The sequence below is a fragment of the Pseudomonas sp. BT76 TE3572 genome (assembly GCF_050435365.1).
GTDB lineage: Bacteria > Pseudomonadota > Gammaproteobacteria > Pseudomonadales > Pseudomonadaceae > Aquipseudomonas > Aquipseudomonas fluorescens_W.
Genome location: NZ_JBNDKE010000001.1, coordinates 5,706,988 through 5,732,329, shown reverse-complemented (window position 1 = coordinate 5,732,329; position 25,342 = coordinate 5,706,988). Strand labels below are relative to the sequence as shown.

The 25,342-nt window shown below is 60.3% G+C and carries 21 protein-coding genes and 1 pseudogene; 11 read left to right on the top strand and 11 right to left on the bottom strand.

Going from position 1 to position 25,342, the window contains the following annotated elements; all coding sequences use genetic code 11:
* Positions 1-5: 5 nt before the first annotated feature.
* The 4 genes from trmD to ffh all read right to left on the bottom strand — a co-directional run bounded on the left by trmD (position 6) and on the right by ffh (position 3,180).
* The gene (gene trmD / locus ABH912_RS26140) at positions 6-779 is read right to left on the bottom strand and encodes a tRNA (guanosine(37)-N1)-methyltransferase TrmD (RefSeq protein WP_154503229.1); all 774 of its coding nucleotides are present in this window, start codon (positions 777-779) and stop codon (positions 6-8) included.
* Positions 761-1,297: a ribosome maturation factor RimM gene (gene rimM, locus ABH912_RS26135; RefSeq protein WP_008014731.1), complete on the bottom strand. Its 537-nt coding sequence runs from the start codon at positions 1,295-1,297 to the stop codon at positions 761-763. The genes trmD and rimM overlap by 19 nt, the downstream gene beginning before the upstream one ends.
* A gap of 5 nt (positions 1,298-1,302) precedes the next feature.
* Positions 1,303-1,554, bottom strand: a complete 252-nt coding sequence (gene rpsP, locus ABH912_RS26130) for a 30S ribosomal protein S16 (RefSeq protein ID WP_007944872.1) — start codon at positions 1,552-1,554, stop codon at positions 1,303-1,305.
* Between the two features lie 249 nt (positions 1,555-1,803).
* Positions 1,804-3,180: a signal recognition particle protein gene (ffh, locus tag ABH912_RS26125; protein ID WP_033056394.1), complete on the bottom strand. Its 1,377-nt coding sequence runs from the start codon at positions 3,178-3,180 to the stop codon at positions 1,804-1,806.
* Between the two features lie 210 nt (positions 3,181-3,390).
* Here ffh and ABH912_RS26120 point away from each other — a divergent pair, with 210 nt between their 5' ends.
* From ABH912_RS26120 to ABH912_RS26105, 4 genes and pseudogenes are all read left to right on the top strand, one after another.
* Positions 3,391-4,203 carry a cytochrome C assembly family protein gene (locus ABH912_RS26120; protein ID WP_429511953.1) on the top strand — a complete coding sequence of 271 codons (813 nt, stop codon included), beginning with the start codon at positions 3,391-3,393 and terminating at the stop codon, positions 4,201-4,203.
* Between the two features lie 12 nt (positions 4,204-4,215).
* The gene (locus tag ABH912_RS26115) at positions 4,216-5,460 is read left to right on the top strand and encodes a transporter associated domain-containing protein (RefSeq protein ID WP_429511952.1); all 1,245 of its coding nucleotides are present in this window, start codon (positions 4,216-4,218) and stop codon (positions 5,458-5,460) included.
* A 270-nt stretch (positions 5,461-5,730) separates the two neighbouring features.
* Complete coding sequence (locus ABH912_RS26110) at positions 5,731-7,047, top strand: MFS transporter (RefSeq protein ID WP_033056397.1); 1,317 nt, start codon at positions 5,731-5,733, stop codon at positions 7,045-7,047.
* A 228-nt stretch (positions 7,048-7,275) separates the two neighbouring features.
* A pseudogene (locus ABH912_RS26105) lies at positions 7,276-8,237 on the top strand (IS110 family transposase).
* Between the two features lie 104 nt (positions 8,238-8,341).
* Here ABH912_RS26105 and purT read toward each other — a convergent pair.
* From purT to ABH912_RS26080, 5 genes are all read right to left on the bottom strand, one after another.
* Positions 8,342-9,523, bottom strand: coding sequence for a formate-dependent phosphoribosylglycinamide formyltransferase (purT, locus tag ABH912_RS26100; RefSeq protein ID WP_033056398.1), 1,182 nt, complete (start codon positions 9,521-9,523; stop codon positions 8,342-8,344).
* A 99-nt stretch (positions 9,524-9,622) separates the two neighbouring features.
* Positions 9,623-10,090 carry a VUT family protein gene (locus ABH912_RS26095; protein WP_033056399.1) on the bottom strand — a complete coding sequence of 156 codons (468 nt, stop codon included), beginning with the start codon at positions 10,088-10,090 and terminating at the stop codon, positions 9,623-9,625.
* 252 nt (positions 10,091-10,342) lie between these two features.
* The gene (locus tag ABH912_RS26090) at positions 10,343-10,564 is read right to left on the bottom strand and encodes a DUF1289 domain-containing protein (protein ID WP_082459060.1); all 222 of its coding nucleotides are present in this window, start codon (positions 10,562-10,564) and stop codon (positions 10,343-10,345) included.
* Positions 10,561-11,085, bottom strand: a complete 525-nt coding sequence (locus ABH912_RS26085; RefSeq protein WP_007954617.1) for a gamma carbonic anhydrase family protein — start codon at positions 11,083-11,085, stop codon at positions 10,561-10,563. Before ABH912_RS26085 ends, ABH912_RS26090 begins: the two co-directional genes overlap by 4 nt.
* Positions 11,086-11,151: 66 nt before the next feature.
* Entirely contained in the window at positions 11,152-11,751 is a 600-nt protein-coding gene (locus ABH912_RS26080) for a CoA pyrophosphatase (RefSeq protein ID WP_429511951.1), read from the bottom strand.
* 146 nt (positions 11,752-11,897) lie between these two features.
* Between ABH912_RS26080 and ABH912_RS26075 the strand changes: the two genes are divergently transcribed.
* The 7 genes from ABH912_RS26075 to nagE all read left to right on the top strand — a co-directional run bounded on the left by ABH912_RS26075 (position 11,898) and on the right by nagE (position 20,587).
* A complete protein-coding gene (locus ABH912_RS26075) occupies positions 11,898-12,449 on the top strand; it encodes an NUDIX hydrolase (protein WP_129441474.1) in 552 nt (183 codons plus the stop codon).
* Positions 12,450-12,541: 92 nt separating this feature from the next.
* Positions 12,542-13,045 (top strand): L,D-transpeptidase family protein, encoded by a 504-nt coding sequence (locus ABH912_RS26070; RefSeq protein WP_033056402.1) that lies wholly within the window; start codon positions 12,542-12,544, stop codon positions 13,043-13,045.
* A 362-nt stretch (positions 13,046-13,407) separates the two neighbouring features.
* Entirely contained in the window at positions 13,408-14,139 is a 732-nt protein-coding gene (locus ABH912_RS26065) for a GntR family transcriptional regulator (protein WP_033056403.1), read from the top strand.
* A gap of 33 nt (positions 14,140-14,172) precedes the next feature.
* Entirely contained in the window at positions 14,173-15,279 is a 1,107-nt protein-coding gene (gene nagA / locus ABH912_RS26060; protein ID WP_429511950.1) for an N-acetylglucosamine-6-phosphate deacetylase, read from the top strand.
* Positions 15,260-16,282, top strand: a complete 1,023-nt coding sequence (locus tag ABH912_RS26055) for an SIS domain-containing protein (protein ID WP_156363911.1) — start codon at positions 15,260-15,262, stop codon at positions 16,280-16,282. Before nagA ends, ABH912_RS26055 begins: the two co-directional genes overlap by 20 nt.
* A 43-nt stretch (positions 16,283-16,325) precedes the next feature.
* The gene (gene ptsP / locus ABH912_RS26050) at positions 16,326-18,842 is read left to right on the top strand and encodes a phosphoenolpyruvate--protein phosphotransferase (protein WP_429511949.1); all 2,517 of its coding nucleotides are present in this window, start codon (positions 16,326-16,328) and stop codon (positions 18,840-18,842) included.
* Positions 18,843-18,871: 29 nt separating this feature from the next.
* Complete coding sequence (gene nagE / locus ABH912_RS26045) at positions 18,872-20,587, top strand: N-acetylglucosamine-specific PTS transporter subunit IIBC (RefSeq protein ID WP_429511948.1); 1,716 nt, start codon at positions 18,872-18,874, stop codon at positions 20,585-20,587.
* 389 nt (positions 20,588-20,976) lie between these two features.
* Here nagE and ABH912_RS26040 read toward each other — a convergent pair whose 3' ends face one another.
* Together ABH912_RS26040 and purL are read right to left on the bottom strand one after the other, a co-directional pair.
* Complete coding sequence (locus ABH912_RS26040) at positions 20,977-21,288, bottom strand: NGG1p interacting factor NIF3 (protein WP_429511947.1); 312 nt, start codon at positions 21,286-21,288, stop codon at positions 20,977-20,979.
* A 19-nt stretch (positions 21,289-21,307) separates the two neighbouring features.
* A complete protein-coding gene (gene purL, locus ABH912_RS26035; RefSeq protein WP_429511946.1) occupies positions 21,308-25,204 on the bottom strand; it encodes a phosphoribosylformylglycinamidine synthase in 3,897 nt (1,298 codons plus the stop codon).
* Positions 25,205-25,342 lie beyond the last annotated feature (138 nt).

The following is a 25,342-nucleotide window of genomic DNA, read 5'->3' as shown; positions in this document are numbered from 1 at the left end:
CGTTGTTAACTATCGTCCCGCTCGCGGATGTATTCCTCGAGCAGCTTCTTCTCTTCTCCAGAAAGCGAGCGGCTTTCCAGAAGATCGGCGCGTCGTTCAAAGGTCCTACCAAGGGACTGCTGTAAACGCCAACGCCGGATATGCGCGTGATTGCCACTTAGCAACACGTCGGGAACACGCTGATCCGCATACACCTCCGGTCGGGTGTAGTGCGGGCAATCCAGCAAACCATCCGTAAAGGAATCTTCCTCGGCGGAGTCCGCATGCCCTAAAGCTCCAGGCAGCAGCCGTGTAACCGCATCGATCAGGACCATCGCCGGCAGCTCGCCGCCAGACAGTACATAGTCGCCAATCGACCACTCTTCATCGACATGAGCCTCTATAAAGCGCTCGTCAATGCCTTCATAGCGGCCGGCAATCAGGATCAATGCATCCAGATTCGCCAACTCGCGTACCGCCGACTGAGTCAGTTGACGGCCTTGGGGGGACAGGTAAATTACCTTCGCCGCCTCCCCGGCTGCTGCCTTGGCCTGAACCAACGCATCTTCCAGGGGCTTGATCTTCATCACCATGCCCGGACCACCGCCAAATGGGCGATCATCCACAGTGTGATGTCGATCCGTCGTGTAGTCTCGCGGATTCCAACAGGTGAGCTGCAAGAGCCCCTGTTTCACCGCACGACTGGTGATGCCGTACTCGCTGATGGCGGAGAACATCTCGGGAAACAAACTGATCACTTCTACGCGCAAGTTAGCCACGCTTAGAAGTCCGCATCCCATTCCACCTTCATCTCGCCTGCGGCAAGGTCGACGGCCAACACGCATTGCTCCGTATAGGGCAACAGGCGTTCGCGATCATCCAGGCTGCCAGCGCAAGGCTTGACCACCATTACATCATTGGCGCCGGTTTCCAGAAGATGATCGATTTTCCCGAGCAATTGCCCGAGTTGATCAATGACCTTCAGACCTTCCAGCTGGTACCAGTAGTACTCGCCATCGGTCAATTCAGGGAACAGGTTGCGCGGCACGCAGATCTCATAACCGGCCAGAAGACGCGCTTCTTCACGATCATCAAGACCCTTGAGCTTTGCGACCAGGAACTTGTCGTTCCCACGTCCGCTGACCAGCTCGACCTGTTTCACATTACCTTCGCGCTTGAGCGTCCAGGTTTTGTACTGCAACAGGTTTTCAGTCGGATCAGTAAAGGAATACACCTTCACTTCGCCGCGAACGCCATGAACCGAATAAATTTTGCCGATAACGATCAAATCATCAGCAACAGCTGGCGTCGCGTTCATATTGCTCAGGCCGCAGCCTTAGCCGCGTCCTTCAACAACTGAGCAACGCGCTCAGAAGGTTGTGCACCAACGCTCAGCCAGTAGGCTACGCGCTCTTGGTTCACGGACAGACGGACTTCTTGACCACGAGCAACAGGGTTGAAGAAACCAACCTGTTCCTTGTGCGAACCGTCGCGCGGGTTGCGGCTGTCGGTTACGGTCAAGTGGTAAAACGGGCGCTTTTTGGAGCCGCCAAGGGCAAGACGGATTGTTAGCATGTGAACATCGTTCCTGTAGTCGGTGCTGCAAATCTAAAGGCACAGCGGGCATAGGTGCCCGAAAGGCCGCATATTCTAAGGAATATCCGGACTTTTGCAAATGACTTTTTCCGGCAGCCTTTCAGTCGCCATCAAGATTTGCTATAGAGCCGTCGTTGAAAACGGCCAGTCAGCTCCCGCCAAGTGCGGGTTTGCTGGAGATCCCACTTCCGTGTGGGCTGCGCAAGAGCAAGCCCTTGCGCGAATTCTTTACATTCTCGGCATGCCGCCGCCGGGCAACATACCGCCCATGCCGCGCATCATTTTGGCCATTCCGCCTTTCGCGGAGAACTTCTTCATCATCTTTTGCATCTGCTTGTGCTGCTTGATCAAGCGACCGATGTCCTGCACCTGAGTGCCGGAACCCATGGCGATCCGGCGCTTGCGCGAACCGCTGATCATCTCAGGGTCGCGGCGCTCGGCCGGGGTCATGGAATTGATGATGGCTTCCATCTGCTTGAATTGTTTCTCTGCCGCGCCCTGGGCGTTGCCCATCTGCGCCAGGTTCATACCGGGCATGTTTGGCAGTTTGTCCATGAGGCCGCCGAGGCCGCCCATGTTTTTCATCTGTTGCAGCTGATCGCGGAAGTCTTCGAGGTCGAAGCCCTTGCCCTTCTTCAGCTTCTTGGCCAGTTTGTCGGCCTTGTCCTTGTCGAGGGTCTGCTCGGCTTGCTCGATCAGGCTGAGTACGTCGCCCATGCCGAGGATGCGCGAAGCAATACGCTCCGGGTGGAACGGCTCGAGCGCGTCGCTCTTCTCGCCCATACCGATGAACTTGATCGGCTTGCCGGTGATGGCGCGCACCGACAGCGCGGCACCGCCACGGGCATCGCCGTCGACCTTGGTCAGGATCACACCGGTCAGCGGCAGCGCATCGCCGAAGGCCTTGGCCGTGTTGGCGGCGTCCTGGCCGGTCATGGCGTCGACCACGAACAGCGTTTCGACCGGATTGATCGCGGCATGCAGCGCCTTGATCTCGCCCATCATCTCTTCATCGATGTGCAGGCGACCGGCGGTGTCGACGATGACTACATCAATAAACTTAAGCTTTGCTTCTTTTATAGCCGCTTGCGCGATGTCGACCGGCTTCTGGCTCAGGTCGGACGGGAAGAAGGTAACGCCGACTTCCCCTGCGAGCATTTCCAGCTGCTTGATCGCTGCCGGACGGTAAACGTCCGCAGACACGACCATGACCGACTTCTTTTTGCGCTCTTTAAGGAAGCGCGCGAGTTTGCCGGCGGTGGTGGTTTTACCCGCCCCCTGCAAACCGGCCATCAGCACGACGGCAGGAGGAACGGCGCTCAGGTTCAAGTCTTCGTTGGCCGCGCCCATCAGGCTTTCGAGTTCGGCCTGGACGATCTTCACGAAGGCCTGGCCCGGCGTCAGACTGCGCGACACCTCAGTGCCGACGGCGCGTTCCTTGACCGAATTGACGAAGTCCTTGACGACCGGCAAGGCGACGTCAGCTTCGAGCAACGCCATGCGCACTTCGCGCAGGGTGTCTTTGATGTTGTCTTCGGTCAGCTTGGCCTTGCCGGTGACATGGCGCAGCGTCTGCGAGAGACGGTCGGTTAAGTTTTCAAACATTGCGCGATCCTTTCAGGCCCTGTGTAGACCGGGATAATGGCGGCCCAGACCGGAATAAACGTGTGCTCGGCGAGCCTGCGGCGTGGGCAGGTCGCGGATTATAGCGAAGACTGCGTCTGGCGGACACCTCGTCGTCAGGTTGCATGGTCTTTCGTGCTGCGGGGGTTCTATGCCAAACTCAGCGCCTTTCGGGCTTGCCTAACAGGATTTATGCTCCCCTTGTCACCCAGCTTGCTAACTACCCTCGCCGCCGCCTGCTTATATGCCGCTGCGACCCTCTATCAGGGCACTCGTCTGGCCACCGGCGCCAAGGCGAACAAACGCCTGCTGGTCACGCTCGGCGTACTCGCCGTGCTGGCTCATAGCGCCAGTCTGTTCACCCACCTGCTGACACCGATTGGCCTGGGCCTGGATTTTTTCAGCGCCGCCAGCCTGATTGCCGCCGCGGTGATTGCCCTGACGCTGTTGGCCTGCTCGCGGATCCCGGTGGAGAACCTGCTTATATTGCTGTTCCCGCTCGGCGCCGCCACCGTGCTGCTCGCACAGTTCGCCCCCGCCGGCACCGTGCAGGTCATCGACGAAGAACCGGGCATTCTCGCCCACATCCTGCTGTCGATCCTTGCCTACGGCATGTTCACCATTGCAGTATTCCAGGCGTTGCTGCTGCTGGTTCAAGACCATCAGCTCAAGCACAAACACCCGTCCGGCCTGATCAAGAACTTCCCGCCGCTGCAAACCATGGAAAGCCTGCTGTTCGGTTTCCTCTGGGCCGGCTGGACCCTGCTGTCGCTGTCGCTGATCTCCGGCTGGCTGTTCGTCGAGAACCTGTTCGCCCAGCACCTGGTGCACAAAACCCTGCTGGCATGCCTCGCCTGGATCGTTTTCAGCGTGTTGCTCTGGGGCCGTAATCGCCTCGGCTGGCGCGGACACAAGGCCATTCGCTGGACCCTCGCCGGTTTCTGCCTGCTGATGCTGGCGTATTTCGGCAGTAAGCTGGTTCGTGAATACATCCTGCATATCTGACGGGCGGCATTAATGGACGACTTGCCCATAGGGCCGATGCTCGCAGTAGTGGCCCTGCTGATTTTATGGTCGGGGCTGTTTACCGCCATCGAAGCTGCACAACAGTACTTGCTCGCCCAGCGGACCGCTTCGCGCTCGAGCGACAAGCCGGTGGCAAAGCTGAGCTTTTCGCTCAATAGCCTGATCCTCTGCAACACCCTGTGCCGCGCACTGGTCGTGGTCATCAGCACCCTGCTGGCGATTTTCACTTGGGCGGAAAACGGTCCATGGATAGCCTGCCTGGGGGCTGGCGCCGTGCTTCTGGTGTTCGCCGACTACCTGCCGCGCACCCTCGCCGCCCGTTATCCGGATGCAGTCCTGGCCCTGGGCAACACCTTGCTGGGCGCGCCACTGAAAATCATCTATCCCGCCGCCTGGTTGCTCAATGGCATAAGCCAGCTGCTGATGCGACCGTTCGCCCGCAAAGTCAAAGTGGTGCAACAGAGCGAAGACGAGGCCCCGAACGATCGGCACGACGATCACGAACACGCCGTCTGCCGCCCTCACCCGCTGTCAGGCATCCATGCGCTGGACAACATCACGGTCAACGACATTCTGGTGCCGCGCAGTGACGTCGACGGGGTCAATCTGGACGACTCCCTCGAGGAAATCATCGAGCAGCTCCGCGCCAATAAACGCACACGCTTGCCGGTTTTCCACAGCGACATCAATCAGGTCGAGGCAGTGCTCAATACCCGGCAGATCCGCCATCTGCTGCCCGATGCCAGCCTGACCCTAGAGGCACTGCTGGCAGCCTGTCACGACCCCTACTTCGTGCCGGAAAGCACCCCGTTGCAACTGCAGCTGTTGAATTTCCACAAACAACAGCGACGCCTGGGCATGGTGGTCGACGAGTACGGCGAAGTGCTCGGTGTCGTGACCCTGGAAGACATTCTCGAAGAAATAGTCGGCGAGTTCGAAAGCCAGCACAGCCTGCATAACCCGCACATCCACCCACAGGCCGATGGCCGCCTGGTGATTGAAGGTGCGGCGTCGATTCGCGAACTGAACAAGAGCCTGGGCTGGCACTTGCCGAGCGACGGTCCGAAAACCCTCAACGGTTTGGTGACCGAGGCGCTGGAGACGATTCCGGAAAGTGCGGTATGCCTGAAGATCGGGCGTTATCGGCTGGAGATTCTGGAGACCGAGGATAATCGCGTTACCCGGGTGTTGATCTGGCATACCAGTTCGACGCCTGCGATTGCCTCTATCCGTTAGATAGTTAAAAGATCGCAGCCTCGCTTCGCTCGACAGCGCCTACAGTTTGGAATGCGTTCCCTTGTAGCAGCTGTTGAGCGAAGCGAGGCTGCGATCTTTTTCAATATCTATGCACTTGTTCGATCGTTAGCCGCCTTCCTATAATCAAGCCGCTTACCCAAGCCCCGCCATACCCAAGTGCTACCCGCACTCTGCGTTAAGCCCACATCCCTGGGTGTTCGACCATAATAATTCGCTCCACTGGGGCACATGACTGTCAGGGATAACTGCATGACGACCAGCACGACTTACAACGACACCGCGCCTGCGCAACCGACGAACTCCGCCACCCGCGTGGCGACTGCGAGTTTCATCGGCACCGCCATCGAGTTCTACGACTTCTACGTCTATGCCACTGCCGCTGCACTGGTGATCGGTCCGGTATTCTTTCCGCAGACCTCCGGCACGGCCCAGATGCTGTCGGCGTTCCTCACCTTCGGCATCGCCTTCCTGGCTCGACCGCTGGGATCGGCGCTTTTCGGCCACTTCGGTGACCGCATCGGGCGCAAATCGACACTGGTTGCCTCGCTGCTGCTGATGGGCGTTTGCACCACGCTGATCGGCGTACTCCCGGGTTACGACAGCATCGGGGCCTGGGCGCCGATCCTGCTTTGCGTGCTGCGCTTCGGCCAGGGCCTGGGACTCGGCGGCGAATGGGGCGGCGCGGCGCTGCTGGCCACCGAGAATGCGCCCAAGGGCAAACGCGCCTGGTTCGGCATGTTCCCGCAGCTTGGCCCCTCGATCGGCTTCCTCGCCGCCAACGGCCTGTTTCTGACGCTGGCCATGACCCTGAACGACGAGCAGTTCCGCTCGTGGGGCTGGCGGATTCCGTTCCTGCTCAGTGCCGCGCTGGTGATGGTCGGTCTGTACGTGCGCCTCAAGCTTCACGAAACCCCGGTGTTTGCCAACGCAATGGCTCGCCAGGAACGGGTAAAAATCCCGCTGGTCGAGCTGCTCAGCCAATATTGGGCGCCGATGTTGCTGGGTGCCGGGTCGATGGTGGTGTGCTATGCGCTGTTCTATATCTCGACGGTGTTTTCGCTGAGCTATGGCGTGTCGACGCTCGGCTACACCCGCGAAACCTTCCTCGCGCTGCTGTGCTTCGCCGTGCTGTTCATGGCCGCCGCTACGCCGCTGTCGGCCTGGGCCAGTGATCGTTACGGGCGCAAACCGGTGCTGATCATCGGCGGTGTGCTGGCGATCCTGTCCGGCTTCCTGATGGAGCCGCTGCTGACCCAAGGTTCGACCTGGGGCGTGGCGCTGTTCCTGTGCATCGAGCTGTTTCTGATGGGCGTGACGTTTGCGCCGATGGGCGCACTGCTGCCGGAGCTGTTTCCGACTCACGTGCGTTATACCGGTGCGTCGGCGGCCTACAACCTGGGCGGCATTGTCGGGGCCTCGGCGGCGCCGTTCTTCGCACAGAAGCTGGTGGCGATGGGCGGTTTGAGTTATGTCGGCGGGTATGTGTCGGGGGCGGCGGTGCTGAGCTTGATTGCGGTGCTGTGCCTGAAGGAAACGCGCAATAACGATCTGAATCGGGTTGCCTGACAGGCCGCCATCGCGAGCAAGCTCGCTTGTATGTTTAGACTTGAAGGGGTGGGCGTGACTAAAAGCTCGATTCCGACTCTAGCCAGTACGGACCGTGGGAGACTTCTCGTCCCGCCCTTTCTACCCAAAGCGCCGATAAGGAATTCATCGGTAAAACCGACGATAGAGGCAAGCCAGCGCAACGGTAGACCCCGACAAGCTCTTAAACCCTAGCTCCGAGGATTCGTCATGACAATCCTTACTTCGCAGACGGTTGTTGGCATCGATATCGCCAAGGCTGAAATAGTTGTCTATCGCTCCGACCTGCAATCCACTGACGCCATCAAGAACGATCGAACAGCCCTTAAACGCTGGCTTAAAACATTGCCCGCCCAAAGCGCTATCGCCGTTGAAGCCACCAACATCTACCACCTGGACACTGTCGAGCTGGCCCATGCGATGGGTCACCAGGTCTATGTCGTGGATGCTTATCGGGTAAGCAACTATCGCCGCGGCATCGGCCAGCGCGCCAAGAACGATCCCTGCGATGCCCGTCTGCTGGCGCGCTATTTGACGAACGAACAAGACGGACTACGGATCTGGAGCCCGCCACCCAAGGCCTACACCTCGCTGAAAAGCCTGCTCCACAGACGTGCAACGCTGATCCAGAACCATGCTGGCCTGATGCTGAGCTGGGCCAATGAACCCTTGTTGAAGAAAGTGCAGGCCGCCCAGCAAAAGGCCTTCAAGCAAGCGGATCAGGCCATTCAGAAACTGCTGCGCAAGGTCAGCAAAGAGGCGGGAATTGAAGAGAATATCGACCGCTGCAAAGCCATCGAAGGTGTTGGCGAACTGACTGCAACCGGGTTGGCGACGACCTTTATGCGCGGTGATTTTGCCAATAGTGATGCGTTCATCGCGTTTCTAGGGATGGACCTTACGGTCGATGACTCCGGGAAGAAGAACGGCCCCCGGCACCTGAGCAAAAAAGGGGATCCGGAAGTACGCCGGTTGGCTTACAACGCCGCAATGGCAGCCTGTCGCTCAGCTAAATGGAAACCGTTTTACGAGTCGTATTTGGCAAGAGGCTTCTCGAAAACCCAGGCATTGGTGGCCCTTGCCCGGAAACTCTGTCGGGTGGCATTTGCCCTGATGAAAAATCAGAGCGAATACCAGCCGGCCTGAAGTTGCAGGGTTGCCCTGCAACATAGAATCTCCCACATGGGTTTGGGTGTACGCAACATCTGCGAACAACCTAAATCCTGTGGGAGCGAGCTTGCTCCGGGCGGCGATCCGACGATAGCCGCGACTCGGTTTACAGCTCTACTACGACAGCTTGAGAAGCGCGGGTCGCTTTAGCGCGAGCCGCGTCAATCGACTCATCACGCGCCAACGCCACACCCATCCGACGCTGACCATTGACCTCAGGCTTGCCGAACAGACGCAACGCCGTATCCGGTTCGCTCAACGCAGCACCAAGATTGGCGAAAGCCGTCTGAGTCGACTGCCCTTCCACCAGGATTACCGCCGAAGCCGATGGACCGAACTGACGGATCAATGGAATCGGCAGGCCCAGAATCGCACGTGCGTGCAGTGCAAACTGCGACAGGTCCTGGGAAATCAACGTCACCAGACCGGTGTCATGTGGACGCGGCGAGACTTCGCTGAACCAGACTTGATCGCCTTTGATGAACAGCTCAACACCAAACAGACCACGGCCACCCAAGGCTTCAGTGACGGCTTTGGCAACGCGCTCGGATTCGGCCAGGGCAATCGGGCTCATGGCTTGTGGCTGCCAGGATTCCTGATAGTCGCCCTTCTCCTGACGGTGGCCGACTGGCGCGCAGAACGTAGTGCCGCCGACGTGACGCACGGTCAACAGGGTGATTTCGTAGTCGAAGTCGATAAAGCCTTCGATGATCACGCGGCCTTTACCGGCACGGCCGCCTTCTTGCGCGTAATCCCAGGCTTTCTGCACGTCATCGACGCTACGCAGCAGGCTCTGGCCTTTGCCCGACGAGCTCATCACCGGTTTAACCACACATGGGAAGCCGAGGTCTTCGACAGCCTTGCTGTAATCCTCAAAGGTATCGGCGAAGTGGTACGGCGAGGTCGGCAGGTCCAGCTCTTCAGCGGCCAGGCGACGGATGCCTTCGCGGTTCATGGTCAACTGCGCGGCGCGAGCGGTCGGGATCACGGTGAAGCCTTCGGCTTCCAGTTCCACGAGGGTCGCGGTGGCAATGGCTTCGATTTCCGGCACGATGAAATGCGGCTTTTCGGCTTCGATCACCGCACGCAGGGCGGCGCCGTCGAGCATGTTGATCACATGGCTGCGATGGGCAACCTGCATGGCAGGCGCATTGGCGTAGCGGTCCACGGCAATCACTTCAACGCCCAGGCGTTGCAGCTCGATCACCACTTCCTTGCCCAACTCGCCACAGCCACACAGCAATACGCGGGTCGCGGTTGGCGACAATGGAGTTCCGATACGGGTCATCTCAGGTCCTCAAGAAGCGGATCATCGAGGGTCGCAACGCCAGGCGCGCTTCCCATGGGGAGAAAGCGCGGCATTTTACATGAACCGAGGGGTTTGGCTTTAACCGGGAATCGCGTTCTTGCGCAGACGCCAGGCCATTGCGATCCAGACAATGGTCACGCCCGCGAACTTCGAGCCCATGGCGGTGAGGATCACGCCTGGCGTGAACGCGCCGATCAGGCCGAAGAAGATGAAGGTATCGAGGGGAATGCTCAGGGCTGAACTTATCCACAAGCGGTCGTGCAAGGGACGCTTGGTGATGCTGAACACCAGCCAATCGATGCATTCGGACACCGCGAACGCCGTGGCGCTGGCCAGCGCGATGGACGGATCGGACGTCACGTAGGACAACACCAGCGCTGCCAGCATCGCCGCGATCGCGCCATGGCCGAAACGGATTTGCACCATGTCGCGCAAAACGAACACCAAACCACCCCAAGCCGACCAGATGATGTCCAGGTGCGGAGCGGTGGAAAAGGCGTAGTTGATCAGCACGACGCTGCTGATGTAAGCGATCAGGAAGAGCATGGGGCGACGGGATACCTGTCAATTTTGACGTGCAGGGTACTTCAGTGAGCAGGGTTGGACCAAGGGAGGGTTGGCAGTGAAATTTTCGGTGAGTTCAAGAGCCACCCCTCACCCCAGCCCTCTCCCCACGAGGGAGAGGGGGAAAGGGAGCCGATCGGGGGACGTTTCAAAACCTGAGCTCGACTCGATATTCCAGGTCGATGTACCTCGAAAGAACGGCCTGATCAGTCCCCTCGCCCCTCGGGGAGAGGGTTAGGGTGAGGGGGTGGATTTCGAGGGCAACATCCATATCAACCCACTCGATTTGGCCCGCTCATGGCACAACCCCAACACCTTGCGCCGCTCCTCGTTATCCATCCGGCTCCAGCGCGTGATCTCTTCCACCGTGCGCTGACACCCGGTGCAAATATCGTCCTCGTCCAGCGCGCAGATATTCACGCAAGGCGATCGAACCGGGCGCTCGGGCGTGCTCATTCTTCCTGCTCAACCAGGTCGCGGGCATACCGTTGCGAGTTATGCACATAGTGAGCAGCGCTGGCCTCCAGCATCTTTTTCTGCGGCTCGGTCAGCTCACGCACCACTTTGCCGGGGGAGCCCATGACCAGCGAACCGTCTGGAATCTCCTTGCCCTCACCAATCAGTGAGTTGGCGCCGATGATGCAATTCTTGCCGATTTTCGCGCCATTGAGGATCACCGCGTTAATCCCGATCAAGCTGTAATCGCCCACCGTGCAGCCATGCAGCATGGCGTTATGGCCAATGGTCACGCCGGTGCCGATGGTCAGCGGGTACCCCATGTCGGTGTGCATCACCGTGCCGTCCTGGACGTTGCTGTTCTTGCCGATCAGGATCAATTCGTTGTCGCCACGCAGCACAGCGTTGAACCAGACGTTGGCGCCCTCTTCCAGTTTGACCTTGCCCACCAGCACGGCATTGGGTGCGACCCAGCTCTGCGGATGGGTTTCCACGCGGGCGTCGCCCAGGCGATATTTCATCTTATTGTCCTCAAGGCCAGGCTGGCTCACTTGCAAAGCGGGGTTCACGCCATACGGGCGATGGCTTCAGGTATTGATAAACGTCTTGGGTGGCTGGTGCAGGCTGATTTTGGCGTCATAGAGCAGGTTGATCAACTCGACGATCATAATCGCCGTCAGGCCCCAGATTTTGTACTCGCCATAGCGATAGCTCGGCACGTACCAACTGCGACCCTGGTAATCGATGCGATGGGTGTGTTCGCGCGGATCCTTGCGGAAGAATTCCAGCGGTACGCTGAACACCGCGGCAATCTCGGCATCGTTGGCCAGGTATTCGACAAAATCCGGAATCACACCGACATAGGGTGTGACCTTGATGCCGTGCAGGGAGATCAACGGGCTCAGCGGGCCGATCACTTCGACCAGCCCCGGCGGCAGGCCGATTTCTTCTTCGGCTTCGCGCAGGGCGGTGAAAATAAGGTCCGGGTCTTCGGGGTCGCGTCGCCCGCCGGGGAAGGCGACTTCACCGCCATGGGTCGAGAGCCCGCTGGCGCGCAGGGTCAGAACCAGTTCCGGTTCGTCACTGCGAGTGATGGGCACCAGTACCGCGGCTTCAGGGAAACGTTTGTCGGTTTCCAGTGTTCGAGGGGTGTGGTTGCTTACTCGATGCAGTAGCTCGTCCAGCATGAGACTTCTCGATTTGTTCGCTACCTCGCATCATGCACCAATCGAACCCACCGCCCAACCCCATAACCACTGCATGTCGCTAAACGACAACTTGCCGACAGACACCGCCGCACGCCAAGATAGGCGCAGCATTCAGGAACCCAAGCATGAAATTTTGCAGTCAGTGCGGCAACCCGGTGACCCAACGCATTCCAGAGGGCGATTCGCGCCTGCGTTTTGTCTGTGACAGCTGTCAGGCGATTCACTATCAGAACCCCAATATCGTCGCCGGTTGCGTGGCGACCTGGGGCTCCAAGGTCTTGCTGTGCCGCCGCGCCATCGAGCCTCGGCTCGGTTATTGGACCCTGCCCGCCGGTTTCATGGAAAACGGTGAAACCATCGAGCAGGCGGCCATTCGCGAGACGGCCGAAGAAGCCTGCGCGCGGGTGCGCAACCTGAGCATCTATACGTTGATCGACGTGCCGCACATCAGCCAGGTGCATGTGTTCTTCCGCGCCGAGCTGGTAGACCTGGACTTTTCCGCCGGTCCCGAGAGCCTCGAAGTGGCGCTTTTCGAAGAAGCCGACATCCCTTGGTCCGAGCTGGCTTTCCGCACGGTGGGCCGTACTTTAGAATGCTTCTTCGCTGACCGGCGGACCGAGGTCTACCCGGTGCGGTCCGAGTCGATCCCGCCGCTTGCTCAGCCGGCCATTACTTGATTTGAATTCGGAACCTCTGCACCTGCGGCAGCTCCTGCAAAAACACCTATAACTATTAAATAGTCGCGACACCTATTAGGGATATCGTTTCAATGCGCTGGTTGCTTGCCCTGTTTTGCTTGTCGTTCGTCGCTGTCTCCCAGGCTTCCGTTGCGGAAACGCTGGACGGCAAAGTCATCGAAAAAGTTCTCGTGCTCAAGTCCGCCCACCAATTGCAATTGATCAATGACGGCAAGCCGATCAAGACCTATCGCATCTCATTGGGAAAAAGACCCATCGGCGCGAAACTCATGGAAGGCGACAAACGCACGCCTGAAGGTTTTTACTGGCTGGACTGGCGCAAGGTCAGCGACCGTTTCAATCTGGCGATGCACATTTCCTACCCGAACATCAGTGACTCCGTGCGCTCCCGACGTGAAGGCGTCGAACCCGGCGGCATGATCATGATCCACGGCACCCCGGACACTGAAGAAAACCCCGAAGATCTGTTCCACACACTGGACTGGACCGACGGCTGCATTGCCATGCGCAACATGGACATGCGCGAGGTTTGGGGGTTGGTGCCGGACGGCACGATGATCGAAATCCGCCCGTAATCCTGTGGCGAGGGAGCTTGCTCCCTCGCCACAAAAACACCAAGTAGCTTCTGATCTCCCTCTTCCGAGCGCTACCTTTGGTCGCGCATCAAAAAATAAATTCAAAAAATCGCAGCCTGCAGCAACTCCTACCGGGTAGATACCACTCCCATCGGCAAGAGCTGTCGCAGGCTGCGATCTTTGCCTTCAAAACACCCACCACTAATACCACTTCAAACCATCAACCCTATCACCCATCAATCAGGGCAGGCTTTCCCGCGCCAACAGCAAAGTGGTCTCATTGACATGGTATTCAAGTGGTATTAGGTTTCACCCCACCACCGGGCGACAACAATCCTATATCCGCATCGGACCAAACCTACATGAATGACCTCCAGGCCCTACGCCCTGACGACACCCAGCCGACGCCGTTGTACTTGCAACTGGCGCGCAATCTGGAAGCGGCGATCCATGCCGGCCAGTGGAAAGCCGAACAGGCCATGCCGTCGGAGCGAAACCTCAGCGAAATGCTGGGCATCTCCCGCGTCACCGCTCGCAAGGCGCTGGAAGTTCTGTTCGAGCAGGGCCTGATCCGCCGCAACCAGGGTTCCGGCACTTTCATCACCCCGCGCCTGGAACAACCGCTGTCGCGCCTTTCGGGTTTCAGCGAGATGCTACGCCTGAAAGGCTTCGTCCCCGGCTCGCAATGGCTGGAGCGTGAAATCACTCCGCCGACCCACGAAGAACTGATCCGCCTGGGCCTCTCGCCGAACGACAAGGTCGCGCGGCTCAAGCGTCTGCGTAAAGCCGACGACACGGTGATGGCGATCGAGATGAGCACCCTGCCCGCCTCGATCATTCCCAAGCCGCAAGCCGTGGGCGACTCCCTCTACGAATACCTCGACAGCATCGGCAAGCCGATCGTCCGCGCCCTGCAGCACATTCAGGCGATCAACGCCTCGGACGAATTCGCCGCCCTGGTGGGCATCGCCCCCGGCACCGCCATGCTGCTGATGACCCGGGTCGGTTACCTGGAAGACAACACGCCGATCGAAGTCACCGACACCTATTGCCGCAACGACTACTACGACTTTGTCGCAGAACTTCGTCGATAACCCGATTCGCCGCTAAAGAACCGAGAACCGATCATGTCCGAAGACTACATCCTCACCGCCCGCGGCTGGATTCGCGGCCGGCTGACTCACGAACACGGCAAGGTCGTGTCGATCGAAGGCCAACCGTGCGATCCGGCCGACAACGATCTGCCTTACCTGCTGCCGGGTTTCATCGACCTGCACGTTCATGGCGGCGGCGGCAAAGACATCATGGAAGGTGCACCAGCCTTCGAGACCATCACCAAAACCCACGTGCGTTTCGGCACGACGTCGATGCTGGCGACCACCATGACCGCGCCGCCGGCAGAAATTTCCAGCGTGCTTAAAGCCCTCGGCGAATATTGCGAACAACGCCCGAAAAGCAGCGCCCGAGTCCTCGGCGTGCACCTGGAAGGCCCGTACATCAACCCCGGCAAACTCGGCGCCCAACCGAATTTCGCCCACACCGCGTTGATGGCCGAAGTCGAAGAATACCTGGCACTGGCGCCGATCCGGGTGATCACCATCGCCCCGGAAATCGCCGGCCACGACGCCTTGATCCGCAACCTCAGCGCTCGCGGCGTGCGCATGCAAATCGGCCACACCCTCGGCAGTTATGAGGAAGGCGTTGCCGCGCTGAACGCTGGCGCCAGCAGTTTCACCCACCTTTACAACGCCATGAGCCCGCTGCATCACCGCGAGCCAGGCATCGTCGGCGCGGCACTGGCTCACGCCAAATACGCCGAACTGATTCCGGACTTGCTGCACGTGCACCCCGGCGCCATCCGCGTGGCCCTGCGCTCAATCCCGTGCCTGTATTGCGTCACCGACTCCACCGCCGCTGCCGGCATGCCCGACGGTGAGTACAAGCTCGGTAGCCACACCGTGACCAAATGCCTGGGCGGTGTGCGCTTGCCCGACGGCACGCTGGCCGGCAGCACCCTGACCATGGATCAGGCCCTGCGCAATCTGGTGAAGATCGGTTTGCCGATCGCCGAGGCGTCGCAACGTCTTTCGCAATTTCCGGCCGACTACCTCGGCCTCAACGAACGCGGGCGCCTGCAACCCGGCAGCTGGGCCGACTGCGTGCGGCTCGATCGCTCACTCACACTGACCGCCGTCATGGTCGAAGGAGAAGACATTGACTTCAAAAATGCTTGAAGAGGCGCTGTCCTCATTCGAGGCCGTGCAAGCCCAATTGCAGCAACTCGACCCGCAAATGATCGAGATCGCCGGGCGACTGCGTCGTCAGCCGCCGCAAGTGGTGATGACTGTCGCTCGCGGGAGCTCCGATCATGCCGCCAGTTACTTCGCCTACCTGACCATGCAGCAATTGGGCTTCCCGGTGGCGTCGTTGCCGATGTCGGTGGTGACCATGCTGCAAGCGCCGTTGAAGGTCAGCGGCCAAGTGGCGTTCGCTTTCTCGCAGTCCGGGCAAAGTCCCGATCTGGTGAACAGCATGCGTCTGCTGCGCAAGCGCGGCGCCCTGAGCATCTCGATGGTCAACGCCGAGAGTTCGCCGCTGGAGGCCGCGTGTGAGTTCAGCCTCCCGCTGTGTGCCGGCACTGAAAGCAGCGTCGCGGCGACCAAGAGTTTTATCGCCACCCTCAGCGCCAGCGCCCGTCTGATCGCCCACTGGAAAGAGGACGCGGAATTGCTGGAGGCCGGCCTCGCACTGCCGGAAGGATTGCGCGAGGCGGCGAAACAGGACTGGCGCCTGGCCATCGACACCCTGCGTGATTGCCAGCGACTGATGGTGATTGGCCGTGGCGCCGGTTTCGCCATCGCCCAGGAAGCCGCACTGAAATTCAAGGAAACCTCGGCGATCCAGGCCGAGGCTTTCAGCAGCGCCGAGGTCCGTCACGGCCCGATGGCGTTGATCGATGAAAATTATCCACTGCTGATCTTCGCCCCGCGCGGTGCCGAGCAGGCCGGTTTGCTGAGCCTCGCCGCCGACATGCGCCAGCGCGGTGCCCGCGTATTGCTGGCCGCACCGGATGACATTGCCGAACGCGACCTCACCCTGACCCGCGCCGAGCACCCGGCCCTCGACCCGATTCTGGCGATCCAGAGTTTTTACGTCATGGCCGCCGGTTTGGCCGTCGCCCGAGGCATGGATCCGGACCAGCCGCGGCACTTGAGCAAAGTGACGCGCACGCATTGAGTGGCGAGTTGATCCGAACCGTTTTTACTGATGAGACCGAGCCATGCACAACAATAATAAAGAGCTGACCCTCAGCGCCCCGCTCAGCGGCCCGGTGCTCACGCTCGCCAAAGTAGCGGACCCGGTGTTCGCCAGCGGCGCCATGGGCGACGGGATCGCCATCGATCCGCTGAACGACACCCTCCACGCTCCGTGCGCCGGCATCGTGGTGCACGTCGCGCGCACCGGCCACGCCGTCACCTTGCGTGCCGACAACGGCGCCGAATTGCTGCTGCACCTGGGCCTCGACACCGTCGAGTTGCAGGGCGAAGGCTTCTCAATGCTGGTCAAGGAAGGTGCGCGGGTCAGCAATGGCCAGCCGCTGTTGCGCTACGACCTGGACAAGGTCGCGCAGCAGTGCAAAAGCCTGGTCAGCCTGATGATCCTGACCAACAGCCAGGACTTTCAGGCGCGGCCGATCACGCTGAAGTCGGTGAAAGTTGGCGAGCCATTGCTGCATATCATTCGTCGGCACGCAGCTGGAGCGCAGGCTGAAGCGGAGCTCTCCGGCGAAGAGATTCACGGCCACATTCGCATCGCCCATCGTGGCGGTTTGCATGCTCGTCCGGCCGCGCTGATTCGTCAGACGGCGCAAGGTTTCAAGAGCAAATCGCAGCTGCACTTCGCTGGCAAATCGGCGACCTGTGACAGCTTGATCGGACTGATGGGTTTGGCCGTTGGCGAACAGGACGAGGTTCAGGTCAGCTGCCAGGGCCCGGACGCCGAAGCCGCCTTGCAAGCGTTGCTGATCGCGTTATCCACAGCGCTGGCCGAAGACAGCCACGCCGCAGCGCCGACTCCGATTGCCCGACGCACTCGAGCTGCCGAAGCGGGCGTGCTGCACGGTGTTTGTGCAGCGCCCGGTCTGGTTGCCGGGCCGTTGTTTCGCTTGAACGCCATCAGCCTGCCGGTGGACGCCGGCAACCATGATCCCGAGCAACAACTGCAAACCCTCGACACCGCGCTGACCGTTGTGCGCGGTGAAATCGACCACACGCTGGCCCAAGCCAGGAAACATAAAAACACCGACGAAGAAGCGATCTTCGCCGCGCACCTCGCCCTGCTCGAAGACCCGGCGCTGCTCGACGCGGCGAACACTTCCATCGATCAGGGCATGGCCGCAACCCACGCCTGGAGCCAATCGATCGACGCGCAGTGCGAGGTGCTCCAGCAACTCGGCAGCCCGTTGTTGGCCGAGCGCGCCAATGATCTGCGCGACCTCAAACAACGCGTGCTGCGTGCCCTGCTCGGCGAAACCTGGCACTACGACGTGCCGGCCGGCGCCATCGTCGCTGCGCATGAACTGACGCCGTCCGATCTGCTGCAACTCAGTCAGCAAGGTGTCGCCGGGTTGTGCATGGCCGAGGGCGGCGCGACTTCCCACGTGGCGATTCTCGCGCGAGGCAAAGGCTTGCCGTGCATGGTTGCACTGGGTTCTACGCTGCTGGATCAGCAGCAAGGCCAAGCGGTTGTGCTGGATGCCGATGGCGGTCGCCTCGAACTGATGCCAAATGCCGAACGTTTGGCTGAGGTGCATCAGGCACAACTGGATCATCAACAGCGCCGCGCCGAGCAACAGGCTCAGGCTCACACCCCGGCGTTGACGCTCGACGGTTTGCAGATTGAAGTCGCCGCCAATGTGGCTTCCAGCGCTGAAGCGGCTGATGCCTTGGCCAATGGTGCCGACGGCGTCGGCTTGCTGCGTACCGAGTTTCTGTTTGTGGATCGCAACACCGCGCCAGACGAAGAGGAACAGCGCGTCGCCTATCAAGCCGTGCTCGATGCCATGGGCGACAAGTCGGTGATCATTCGCACCATCGACGTCGGCGGCGACAAACAACTCGACTACCTGCCGCTGCCGGCCGAGGCCAATCCAGTGCTTGGCCTGCGCGGCATTCGCCTGGCTCAGGTCCGTCCGGAAATCCTCGATCAGCAATTGCGTGCCTTGCTGCATGTCTGCCCGCTTTCGCGTTGCCGGATCCTGTTGCCAATGGTGACCGAAGTGGATGAGTTGCTGCACATCCGTCAGCGTCTCGATGCGTTGTGCACAGAACTCGGTGTGCTTGAACGCCCGGAGCTGGGCGTGATGATCGAAGTCCCCGCCGCCGCGCTGCTGGCCGAGCAACTGGCCGAACACGCGGACTTCCTGTCCATCGGCACCAACGATTTATCGCAATACACCTTGGCCATGGACCGTGACCACGCTGGCCTCGCCTCACGGGTCGACGCCATGCACCCGGCGCTGCTGCGGCTGATCGCCCAGACCTGCGCCGGTGCTGCGGTGCATAACCGTTGGGTCGGTGTCTGCGGCGCGCTCGCCTCCGATCCGCTGGCGACCCCAGTACTGATCGGTTTGGGTGTCAGCGAGTTGTCGGTCAGCCCGCTGCAGATCGGTGAAATCAAGGACCGCGTCCGCCACCTGGACGCGAGCGAATGCCGACGCATCAGCCACGACTTGGTCAAGTTGAGCAGCGCCGCTGCTGTGCGTCACGCCTGTCACCAGCAATGGCCTCTGAGCTAAAAAACAACAAGAATCCAGGGAGATCCGCCATGTACCAATACTTCATCGAAGGCCTGCAACGCCTCGGCCGCGCGCTGATGCTGCCGATCGCGATCCTGCCGATCGCCGGCCTGCTGCTGCGCCTGGGCGACACCGACCTGCTGAACATCGCGATCATCCACGACGCCGGCCAGGTGATTTTCGCCAACCTGGCGATGATCTTCGCCATCGGCATCGCGGTCGGTTTCGCCAAGGACAACAACGGCACCGCAGGCCTCGCCGGGGTGATTGGCTACCTGGTGATGATCTCCACCCTCAAGGTGCTCGACGCGAGCATCAACATGGGCATGCTCGCCGGGATCGTCAGCGGCTTGATGGCGGGCGCGCTGTACAACCGTTTCAAGGACATCAAACTGCCGGAGTACCTGGCGTTCTTCGGCGGCCGACGTTTCGTGCCAATTGTCACCGGGTTCGCCGCCGTCGGCCTGGGCGTGATCTTCGGCTTGATCTGGCCGCCCATCCAGCACGGTATTAACAGCTTCGGCACGTTGATGATGGAAAGCGGCAGCTTCGGCGCGTTTGTCTTTGGCGTGTTCAACCGCCTGCTGATCGTCACCGGGCTGCACCACATCCTCAACAACATGGCGTGGTTCGTCTTCGGCAACTTCACTGATCCGACTACCGGCGCCATCGTCACCGGCGACCTGTCGCGCTACTTCGCCGGCGACCCGAAGGGCGGCCAATTCATGACCGGCATGTTCCCGATGATGATCTTCGGCCTCCCCGCCGCGTGCCTGGCGATGTACCGCAACGCCCTGCCGGAACGCCGCAAGGTCATGGGCGGGATTTTCCTGTCGATGGCGCTGACTTCATTTTTGACGGGGGTAACCGAGCCGATCGAATTCGCCTTCATGTTCCTCGCGCCACTGCTTTATCTAGTGCATGCGTTGCTGACAGGCCTGTCGATGGCGATCACCAACCTGTTGAATATCCATCTCGGCTTTACGTTTTCCGGTGGCTTCATCGACATGATCCTCGGCTGGGGTAAATCCACCAACGGCTGGTTGATGGTACCGGTCGGCCTGGCGTATGCGGTGATCTACTACGTGGTGTTTGATTTCTGCATTCGCCGTTTCAACCTCAAGACGCCGGGGCGAGAAGAAGTGCCGGCGGGGGACAAGGTCGTAGTCGCCGAGAATGAGCGAGCCGGGGCTTACATCAAGGCGCTGGGTGGTGCGCAGAATTTGATCACCGTGGGGGCGTGCACCACTCGGTTGCGGCTGGACATGGTGGATCGCAACAAGGCAAACGACGCGGAATTGAAAGCACTGGGTGCAATGGCGGTTGTGCGGCCGGGCAAGGGCGGGAGTTTGCAGGTCGTGGTCGGGCCAATGGCAGACAGCATCGCCGATGAGATTCGCTTGGCGATGCCTGCATTGGGGCGCGCACTTGTTTCGTCCCCTCCTGCTGTTATCGATGCGCCGAAACCTGCAGCGGTGGCGAATTCAGAAGCACAGCAATGGCTGAAGGCGTTGGGCGGTGGCGAGAATGTATTGCAGATGGACTGCATCGCCATGACCCGGATTCGCTTGCAACTGGCGGATGGCAAGGCGTTGTCGGAATGTGATTTGAAGGCGTTGGGTTGCCAGGGTGTGAGTCAGTTGGACGGAGGGGTTTGGCATCTGCTGATTGGCGACAAGGCATCGACGTTGAGTGATGCGCTGGAGGCGTTGGTGAATCGTAGTGAAGTGAGTGCCAAGATTTAGATTGTTGGCGCCTGTCTATTGGCCGACGGTGTTAGATCGTTATCTACTTGTCAGTTAAATCCACCCCTCACCCTAACCCTCTCCCCAAGGGGGAGAGGGGACTGACCGAGTTGTACTTAGAGGTACATCGACCTGAAAGATTTGGGTCGAACTCAGGCATAAAAAGCTAAAGCACAACAAACCCCCACCATTCAACAGGCCGAGCGTTAGCTCGCCTGCAGTTCTTGATCTTGATCTGCCCGCCCCTTCACGCCCTGAGCCAGTCCGTCAACCTGTGACTACCTCCATCGGCGCCTCTACCAACGTTGATCCGCAGCGCCTCAAATCCGGAGCAATAAAAAACCCGTTGAATGCACTTCAACGGGTTTCTCATTTCAGCGGTAGGAAGATCAAAAATCCTCCAACCGCCACACCTCATAAGCCGGCGTCTCGTAGGGATGGCTCTGCTTCAGAGCCAACACCACAGAACGAATCAACTCATCGCTGACCACAAGCTCAACCTTCCATTCCTCAACCTGCTCGACCTGCCCCGCTTCACCAATAAACGGCTGACTGCCATCCAACGGGCGAAACTGGCCGAAGCCGAGCACTTGCCAGGCGCAATGGTCGTAAGCGCCGATCCGTCCGCCACCGGCGGCGAATACGGCACTCTTCACGTCTTCGACGTGACTGGTAGGAACAAAAAAGCTGAGCTTGTACACAGCGCTTAGTTACCCGCTCTTAGTTTACCCAGACGCGCGCATTACGGAACATACGCATCCAAGGTGCGTCTTCGTTCCAGTCTTCCGAACGCCACGAGTTCTGCACCGCGCGGAACACACGTTCCGGGTGCGGCATCATGATCGTTACGCGACCGTCGCGACTGGTCAAACCGGTGATCCCGCGCGGCGAGCCGTTCGGGTTGGCCGGGTAGTTTTCGGTGACCTTGCCGTGGTTGTCGACGAAGCGCATCGCCACGCAACCCGACAGATCGGCTTCCAGCAACGCTTCTTCGCTGGCGAACTCGGCATGACCTTCACCGTGAGCAATAGCGATCGGCATACGCGAACCGGCCATGCCTTGCAGGAAGATCGAGTTCGACTCCTGGACCTGAACCATCGCCACGCGCGCTTCGAACTGCTCGGAACGGTTACGCACAAAGTGCGGCCAGAACTCGCTGCCCGGGATCAGCTCATGCAGGTTGGACATCATCTGGCAACCGTTGCACACGCCGAGGGTGAAGCTGTCGCTACGCTCGAAGAAGCCCTGGAACGCATCGCGAGCACGGCTGTTGAACAGCGCGGACTTGGCCCAGCCTTCGCCGGCACCCAGTACGTCGCCGTAAGAGAAACCACCGCAAGCGACCAGGCCTTTGAACTCGTTCAGGTCGACACGGCCGGCCAGAATGTCGCTCATGTGCACGTCGATCGCGTTGAAACCGGCGCGGTCGAACGCGGCCGCCATTTCCACCTGACCGTTGACGCCCTGCTCACGCAGCACGGCAACCTGTGGGCGGATGCCTTTCTTGATGTAAGGCGCGGCGACGTCCTGGTTGACGTCGTAGCTCAGCTTGACGCTCAGGCCCGGGTTGTCTTCTTCCAGCAGCACGTCGAACTCTTGTTCGGCGCAGTCGGCGTTATCACGCAGGCGCTGGATCTGGTAGCTGGTTTCAGCCCACTGACGTTGCAGCAGACGACGCTGGCCTTCGAAAACGGTTTCGCCGTTGAAGGTGATGCTGATCACGCCGTTGTTCATCGGCTGACCGATCACCGACACGCACTCGCCCAGGCCAGCAGCGCTGAACTGCGCGAGGATGTCCGGGGTGGCGTCCTGGCGAACCTGGATCACAGCGCCCAGCTCTTCGTTGAACAGGATCGCGGCGATATCGGCGGAGGTTTCTGCCAGACCGTCGAGGTTCAGGCTCAGACCGCAGTGGCCGGCGAAGGCCATTTCCACGGTGCTGGTCAGCAGACCACCGTCGGAACGGTCGTGGTAAGCCAGCAGGTGACCGTCGGCGTTGAGGCCCTGGATCACGGCGAAGAAGGCTTTCAGGTCTTCGGCATCGTCGACGTCCGGCGCTTGCGAGCCGAGCTTGCCATGAACCTGGGCCAGGATCGAGGCGCCCATGCGGTTCTGGCCACGGCCCAGATCGATCAGAATCAGGTCGGTGGTGCCCTTGTCCATGCGCAGTTCCGGCGTCAGGGTCTGACGGATGTCAGCCACGGGCGCGAAACCGGTCACGATCAGGGACATCGGCGAGGTCACGGTTTTGTCTTCGCCGTTGTCGTTCCAGCGCGTAGCCATGGACATAGAGTCCTTGCCCACCGGAATGGTAATGCCCAAATCTGGGCACAATTCCATGCCGACCGCTTTCACGGTGTCGTACAGACGCGCGTCTTCGCCTGGGTGACCGGCAGCGGACATCCAGTTGGCCGACAGTTTGATGTCGGAGATTTTGTTGATGCGCGAAGCCGCGATGTTGGTCAGGGTTTCGCCGATGGCCATGCGGCCCGACGCCGGAGCGTCCAGCAGCGCCAGCGGAGTACGCTCGCCCATGGCCATGGCTTCACCGGTGTACACGTCGAAGCTGGTGGCGGTGACGGCAACGTCGGCTACCGGAACCTGCCACGGGCCGACCATCTGATCACGGGCCACGAGGCCGGTGATGGTGCGGTCGCCGATGGTGATCAGGAAGCTTTTGCTCGCCACGGCCGGGTGATGCAGAACGCGTTCGACGCAGTCTGCGATCTCCAGGGTCGACGGATCGAAATCGTCGCCCAGTTCGTTTTCGCGAACGGCCGAACGGTGCATGCGCGGGGCTTTGCCCAGCAGCACTTCGAGTGGCATGTCTACCGGGCTGTTGCCGAAGTGACTGTCGGTGACCGTCAGTTGCGGCTCGGCAGTGGCTTCGCCGACCACGGCAAACGGGCAACGCTCACGTTCGCAGATCGCCTGGAAGCGATCGAAGTCAGCCGGGCCGACTGCCAGAACGTAACGTTCCTGGGATTCGTTACTCCAGATTTCGTGCGGGGCCATGCCCGGCTCGTCGTTTGGAATGTTGCGCAGTTCGAAGCGACCGCCACGGTTGCCATCGTTGACCAGTTCCGGGAAGGCGTTGGACAGACCGCCTGCGCCGACGTCGTGGATGAAGCTGATCGGGTTCTTGTCACCCAACTGCCAGCAACGGTCGATGACTTCCTGGCAGCGACGTTCCATCTCAGGGTTTTCGCGCTGTACGGAAGCGAAGTCCAGGTCTGCCGAGCTGGTGCCGGTGGCCATGGAGGAAGCTGCGCCGCCGCCCAGACCGATCAACATGGCTGGACCGCCGAGCACGATCAGCTTGGAGCCAACGGTGATCTCGCCTTTCTGCACGTGTTCGGCACGGATGTTACCCATACCGCCGGCCAGCATGATCGGCTTGTGGTAACCGCGAACTTCGTCGCCACGCGGGGTGGTGATCGACTGTTCGAAGGTACGGAAATAACCGGTCAGGGCCGGACGACCGAATTCGTTGTTGAACGCGGCGCCACCCAGTGGGCCTTCGATCATGATGTCCAGCGCGGTAACGATGCGCTCAGGCTTGCCGTACGGCACTTCCCACGGCTGTTCGAAGCCCGGGATTTGCAGGTTGGACACGGTGAAACCGGTCAGGCCAGCCTTTGGCTTGGCACCGCGACCGGTTGCGCCTTCGTCGCGGATCTCGCCACCGCTACCAGTGGACGCGCCCGGGAACGGGGCAATCGCGGTCGGGTGGTTGTGCGTTTCGACTTTCATCAGGATGTGCACCGGTTCCTGCACCGCACCGTACTGGCGGGTTTCAGGGTCCGGGAAGAAACGGCCGGCGACGTTGCCGACGATGACCGAAGCGTTGTCCTTATAAGCCGACAGAACGCCTTCGCTGTGCATCACGTAGGTGTTCTTGATCATGCCGAACAGGCTTTTTTCCTGGCTCTGACCGTCGATGTCCCAACTGGCGTTGAAGATCTTGTGACGGCAGTGCTCGGAGTTCGCCTGGGCGAACATCATCAGTTCGATGTCGTGCGGGTTGCGCTTCAAGCCGACGAAGGCGTTGACCAGGTAGTCGATTTCGTCTTCAGCCAGAGCCAGGCCCAGCTCGGTGTTGGCTTTTTCCAGCGCGGCGCGGCCGCCACCCAACACGTCGATCGCGGTCAGCGGTTTCGGCTCGGCATGGCTGAACAGGCCGGCGGCTTGTTCAAGGTTGCCGAGGACGATCTGGGTCATGCGGTCGTGCAGCGCATCGGAGATCAGCTGCGCTTCGGCGTCGCTGAACTGGCCGGCGACGTAGAACGCGATGCCGCGTTCCAGGCGCTGGATTTTCGTCAGGCCGCAGTTGCGAGCGATATCGCTGGCTTTACTGGACCATGGCGAGATGGTGCCGAAACGCGGCAACACCAGGAACAGACGACCGGTCGGCTCTTGTACCGGAACACTTGGGCCGTACTTCAGAAGGCGCGCGAGCACCTGCTGTTCGTCGCCGGTCAGGACGCCGGTAACTTCGGCGAAGTGAGCGAATTCAGCATACAAGCCGCTGACAGCCGGGACCTTCTGGCTCAGTTGCTCAAGGAGTTTGCTGTGGCGAAAGGCAGAAAGGGCAGGAGCGCCGCGCAGGATCAACATCTTCGGGACAGCCTCGGGAAGGGGTGTGCTTTGAGGCCGTGCATTCTAGCCTAAACAGGCCGCGACATCACCCGAAACGGTACGGGCGGCTGCACCCGGGCGTCGGGCCGTGTGTTCGGACCTCAAACCGGTGCGCGC

Excerpts from the sequence above, each read along its gene's own strand:
- ABH912_RS26070 (WP_033056402.1), top strand. The coding sequence starts at position 12,542 with ATGCGCTGGTTGCTTGCCCTGTTTTGCTTGTCGTTCGTCGCTGTCTCC.
- rimM (WP_008014731.1), bottom strand. The coding sequence starts at position 1,297 with ATGAACGCGACGCCAGCTGTTGCTGATGATTTGATCGTTATCGGCAAA.
- purT (WP_033056398.1), bottom strand. The coding sequence starts at position 9,523 with ATGACCCGTATCGGAACTCCATTGTCGCCAACCGCGACCCGCGTATTG.
- nagA (WP_429511950.1), top strand. The coding sequence starts at position 14,173 with ATGTCCGAAGACTACATCCTCACCGCCCGCGGCTGGATTCGCGGCCGG.
- trmD (WP_154503229.1), bottom strand. The coding sequence starts at position 779 with ATGGGATGCGGACTTCTAAGCGTGGCTAACTTGCGCGTAGAAGTGATC.
- nagE (WP_429511948.1), top strand. The coding sequence starts at position 18,872 with ATGTACCAATACTTCATCGAAGGCCTGCAACGCCTCGGCCGCGCGCTG.
- ptsP (WP_429511949.1), top strand. The coding sequence starts at position 16,326 with ATGCACAACAATAATAAAGAGCTGACCCTCAGCGCCCCGCTCAGCGGC.
- ABH912_RS26065 (WP_033056403.1), top strand. The coding sequence starts at position 13,408 with ATGAATGACCTCCAGGCCCTACGCCCTGACGACACCCAGCCGACGCCG.
- ABH912_RS26110 (WP_033056397.1), top strand. The coding sequence starts at position 5,731 with ATGACGACCAGCACGACTTACAACGACACCGCGCCTGCGCAACCGACG.
- ABH912_RS26120 (WP_429511953.1), top strand. The coding sequence starts at position 3,391 with ATGCTCCCCTTGTCACCCAGCTTGCTAACTACCCTCGCCGCCGCCTGC.
- ABH912_RS26090 (WP_082459060.1), bottom strand. The coding sequence starts at position 10,564 with ATGAGCACGCCCGAGCGCCCGGTTCGATCGCCTTGCGTGAATATCTGC.
- ABH912_RS26095 (WP_033056399.1), bottom strand. The coding sequence starts at position 10,090 with ATGCTCTTCCTGATCGCTTACATCAGCAGCGTCGTGCTGATCAACTAC.
- purL (WP_429511946.1), bottom strand. The coding sequence starts at position 25,204 with ATGTTGATCCTGCGCGGCGCTCCTGCCCTTTCTGCCTTTCGCCACAGC.
- ABH912_RS26085 (WP_007954617.1), bottom strand. The coding sequence starts at position 11,085 with ATGAAATATCGCCTGGGCGACGCCCGCGTGGAAACCCATCCGCAGAGC.
- ffh (WP_033056394.1), bottom strand. The coding sequence starts at position 3,180 with ATGTTTGAAAACTTAACCGACCGTCTCTCGCAGACGCTGCGCCATGTC.
- ABH912_RS26115 (WP_429511952.1), top strand. The coding sequence starts at position 4,216 with ATGGACGACTTGCCCATAGGGCCGATGCTCGCAGTAGTGGCCCTGCTG.
- ABH912_RS26075 (WP_129441474.1), top strand. The coding sequence starts at position 11,898 with ATGAAATTTTGCAGTCAGTGCGGCAACCCGGTGACCCAACGCATTCCA.
- ABH912_RS26080 (WP_429511951.1), bottom strand. The coding sequence starts at position 11,751 with ATGCTGGACGAGCTACTGCATCGAGTAAGCAACCACACCCCTCGAACA.
- rpsP (WP_007944872.1), bottom strand. The coding sequence starts at position 1,554 with ATGCTAACAATCCGTCTTGCCCTTGGCGGCTCCAAAAAGCGCCCGTTT.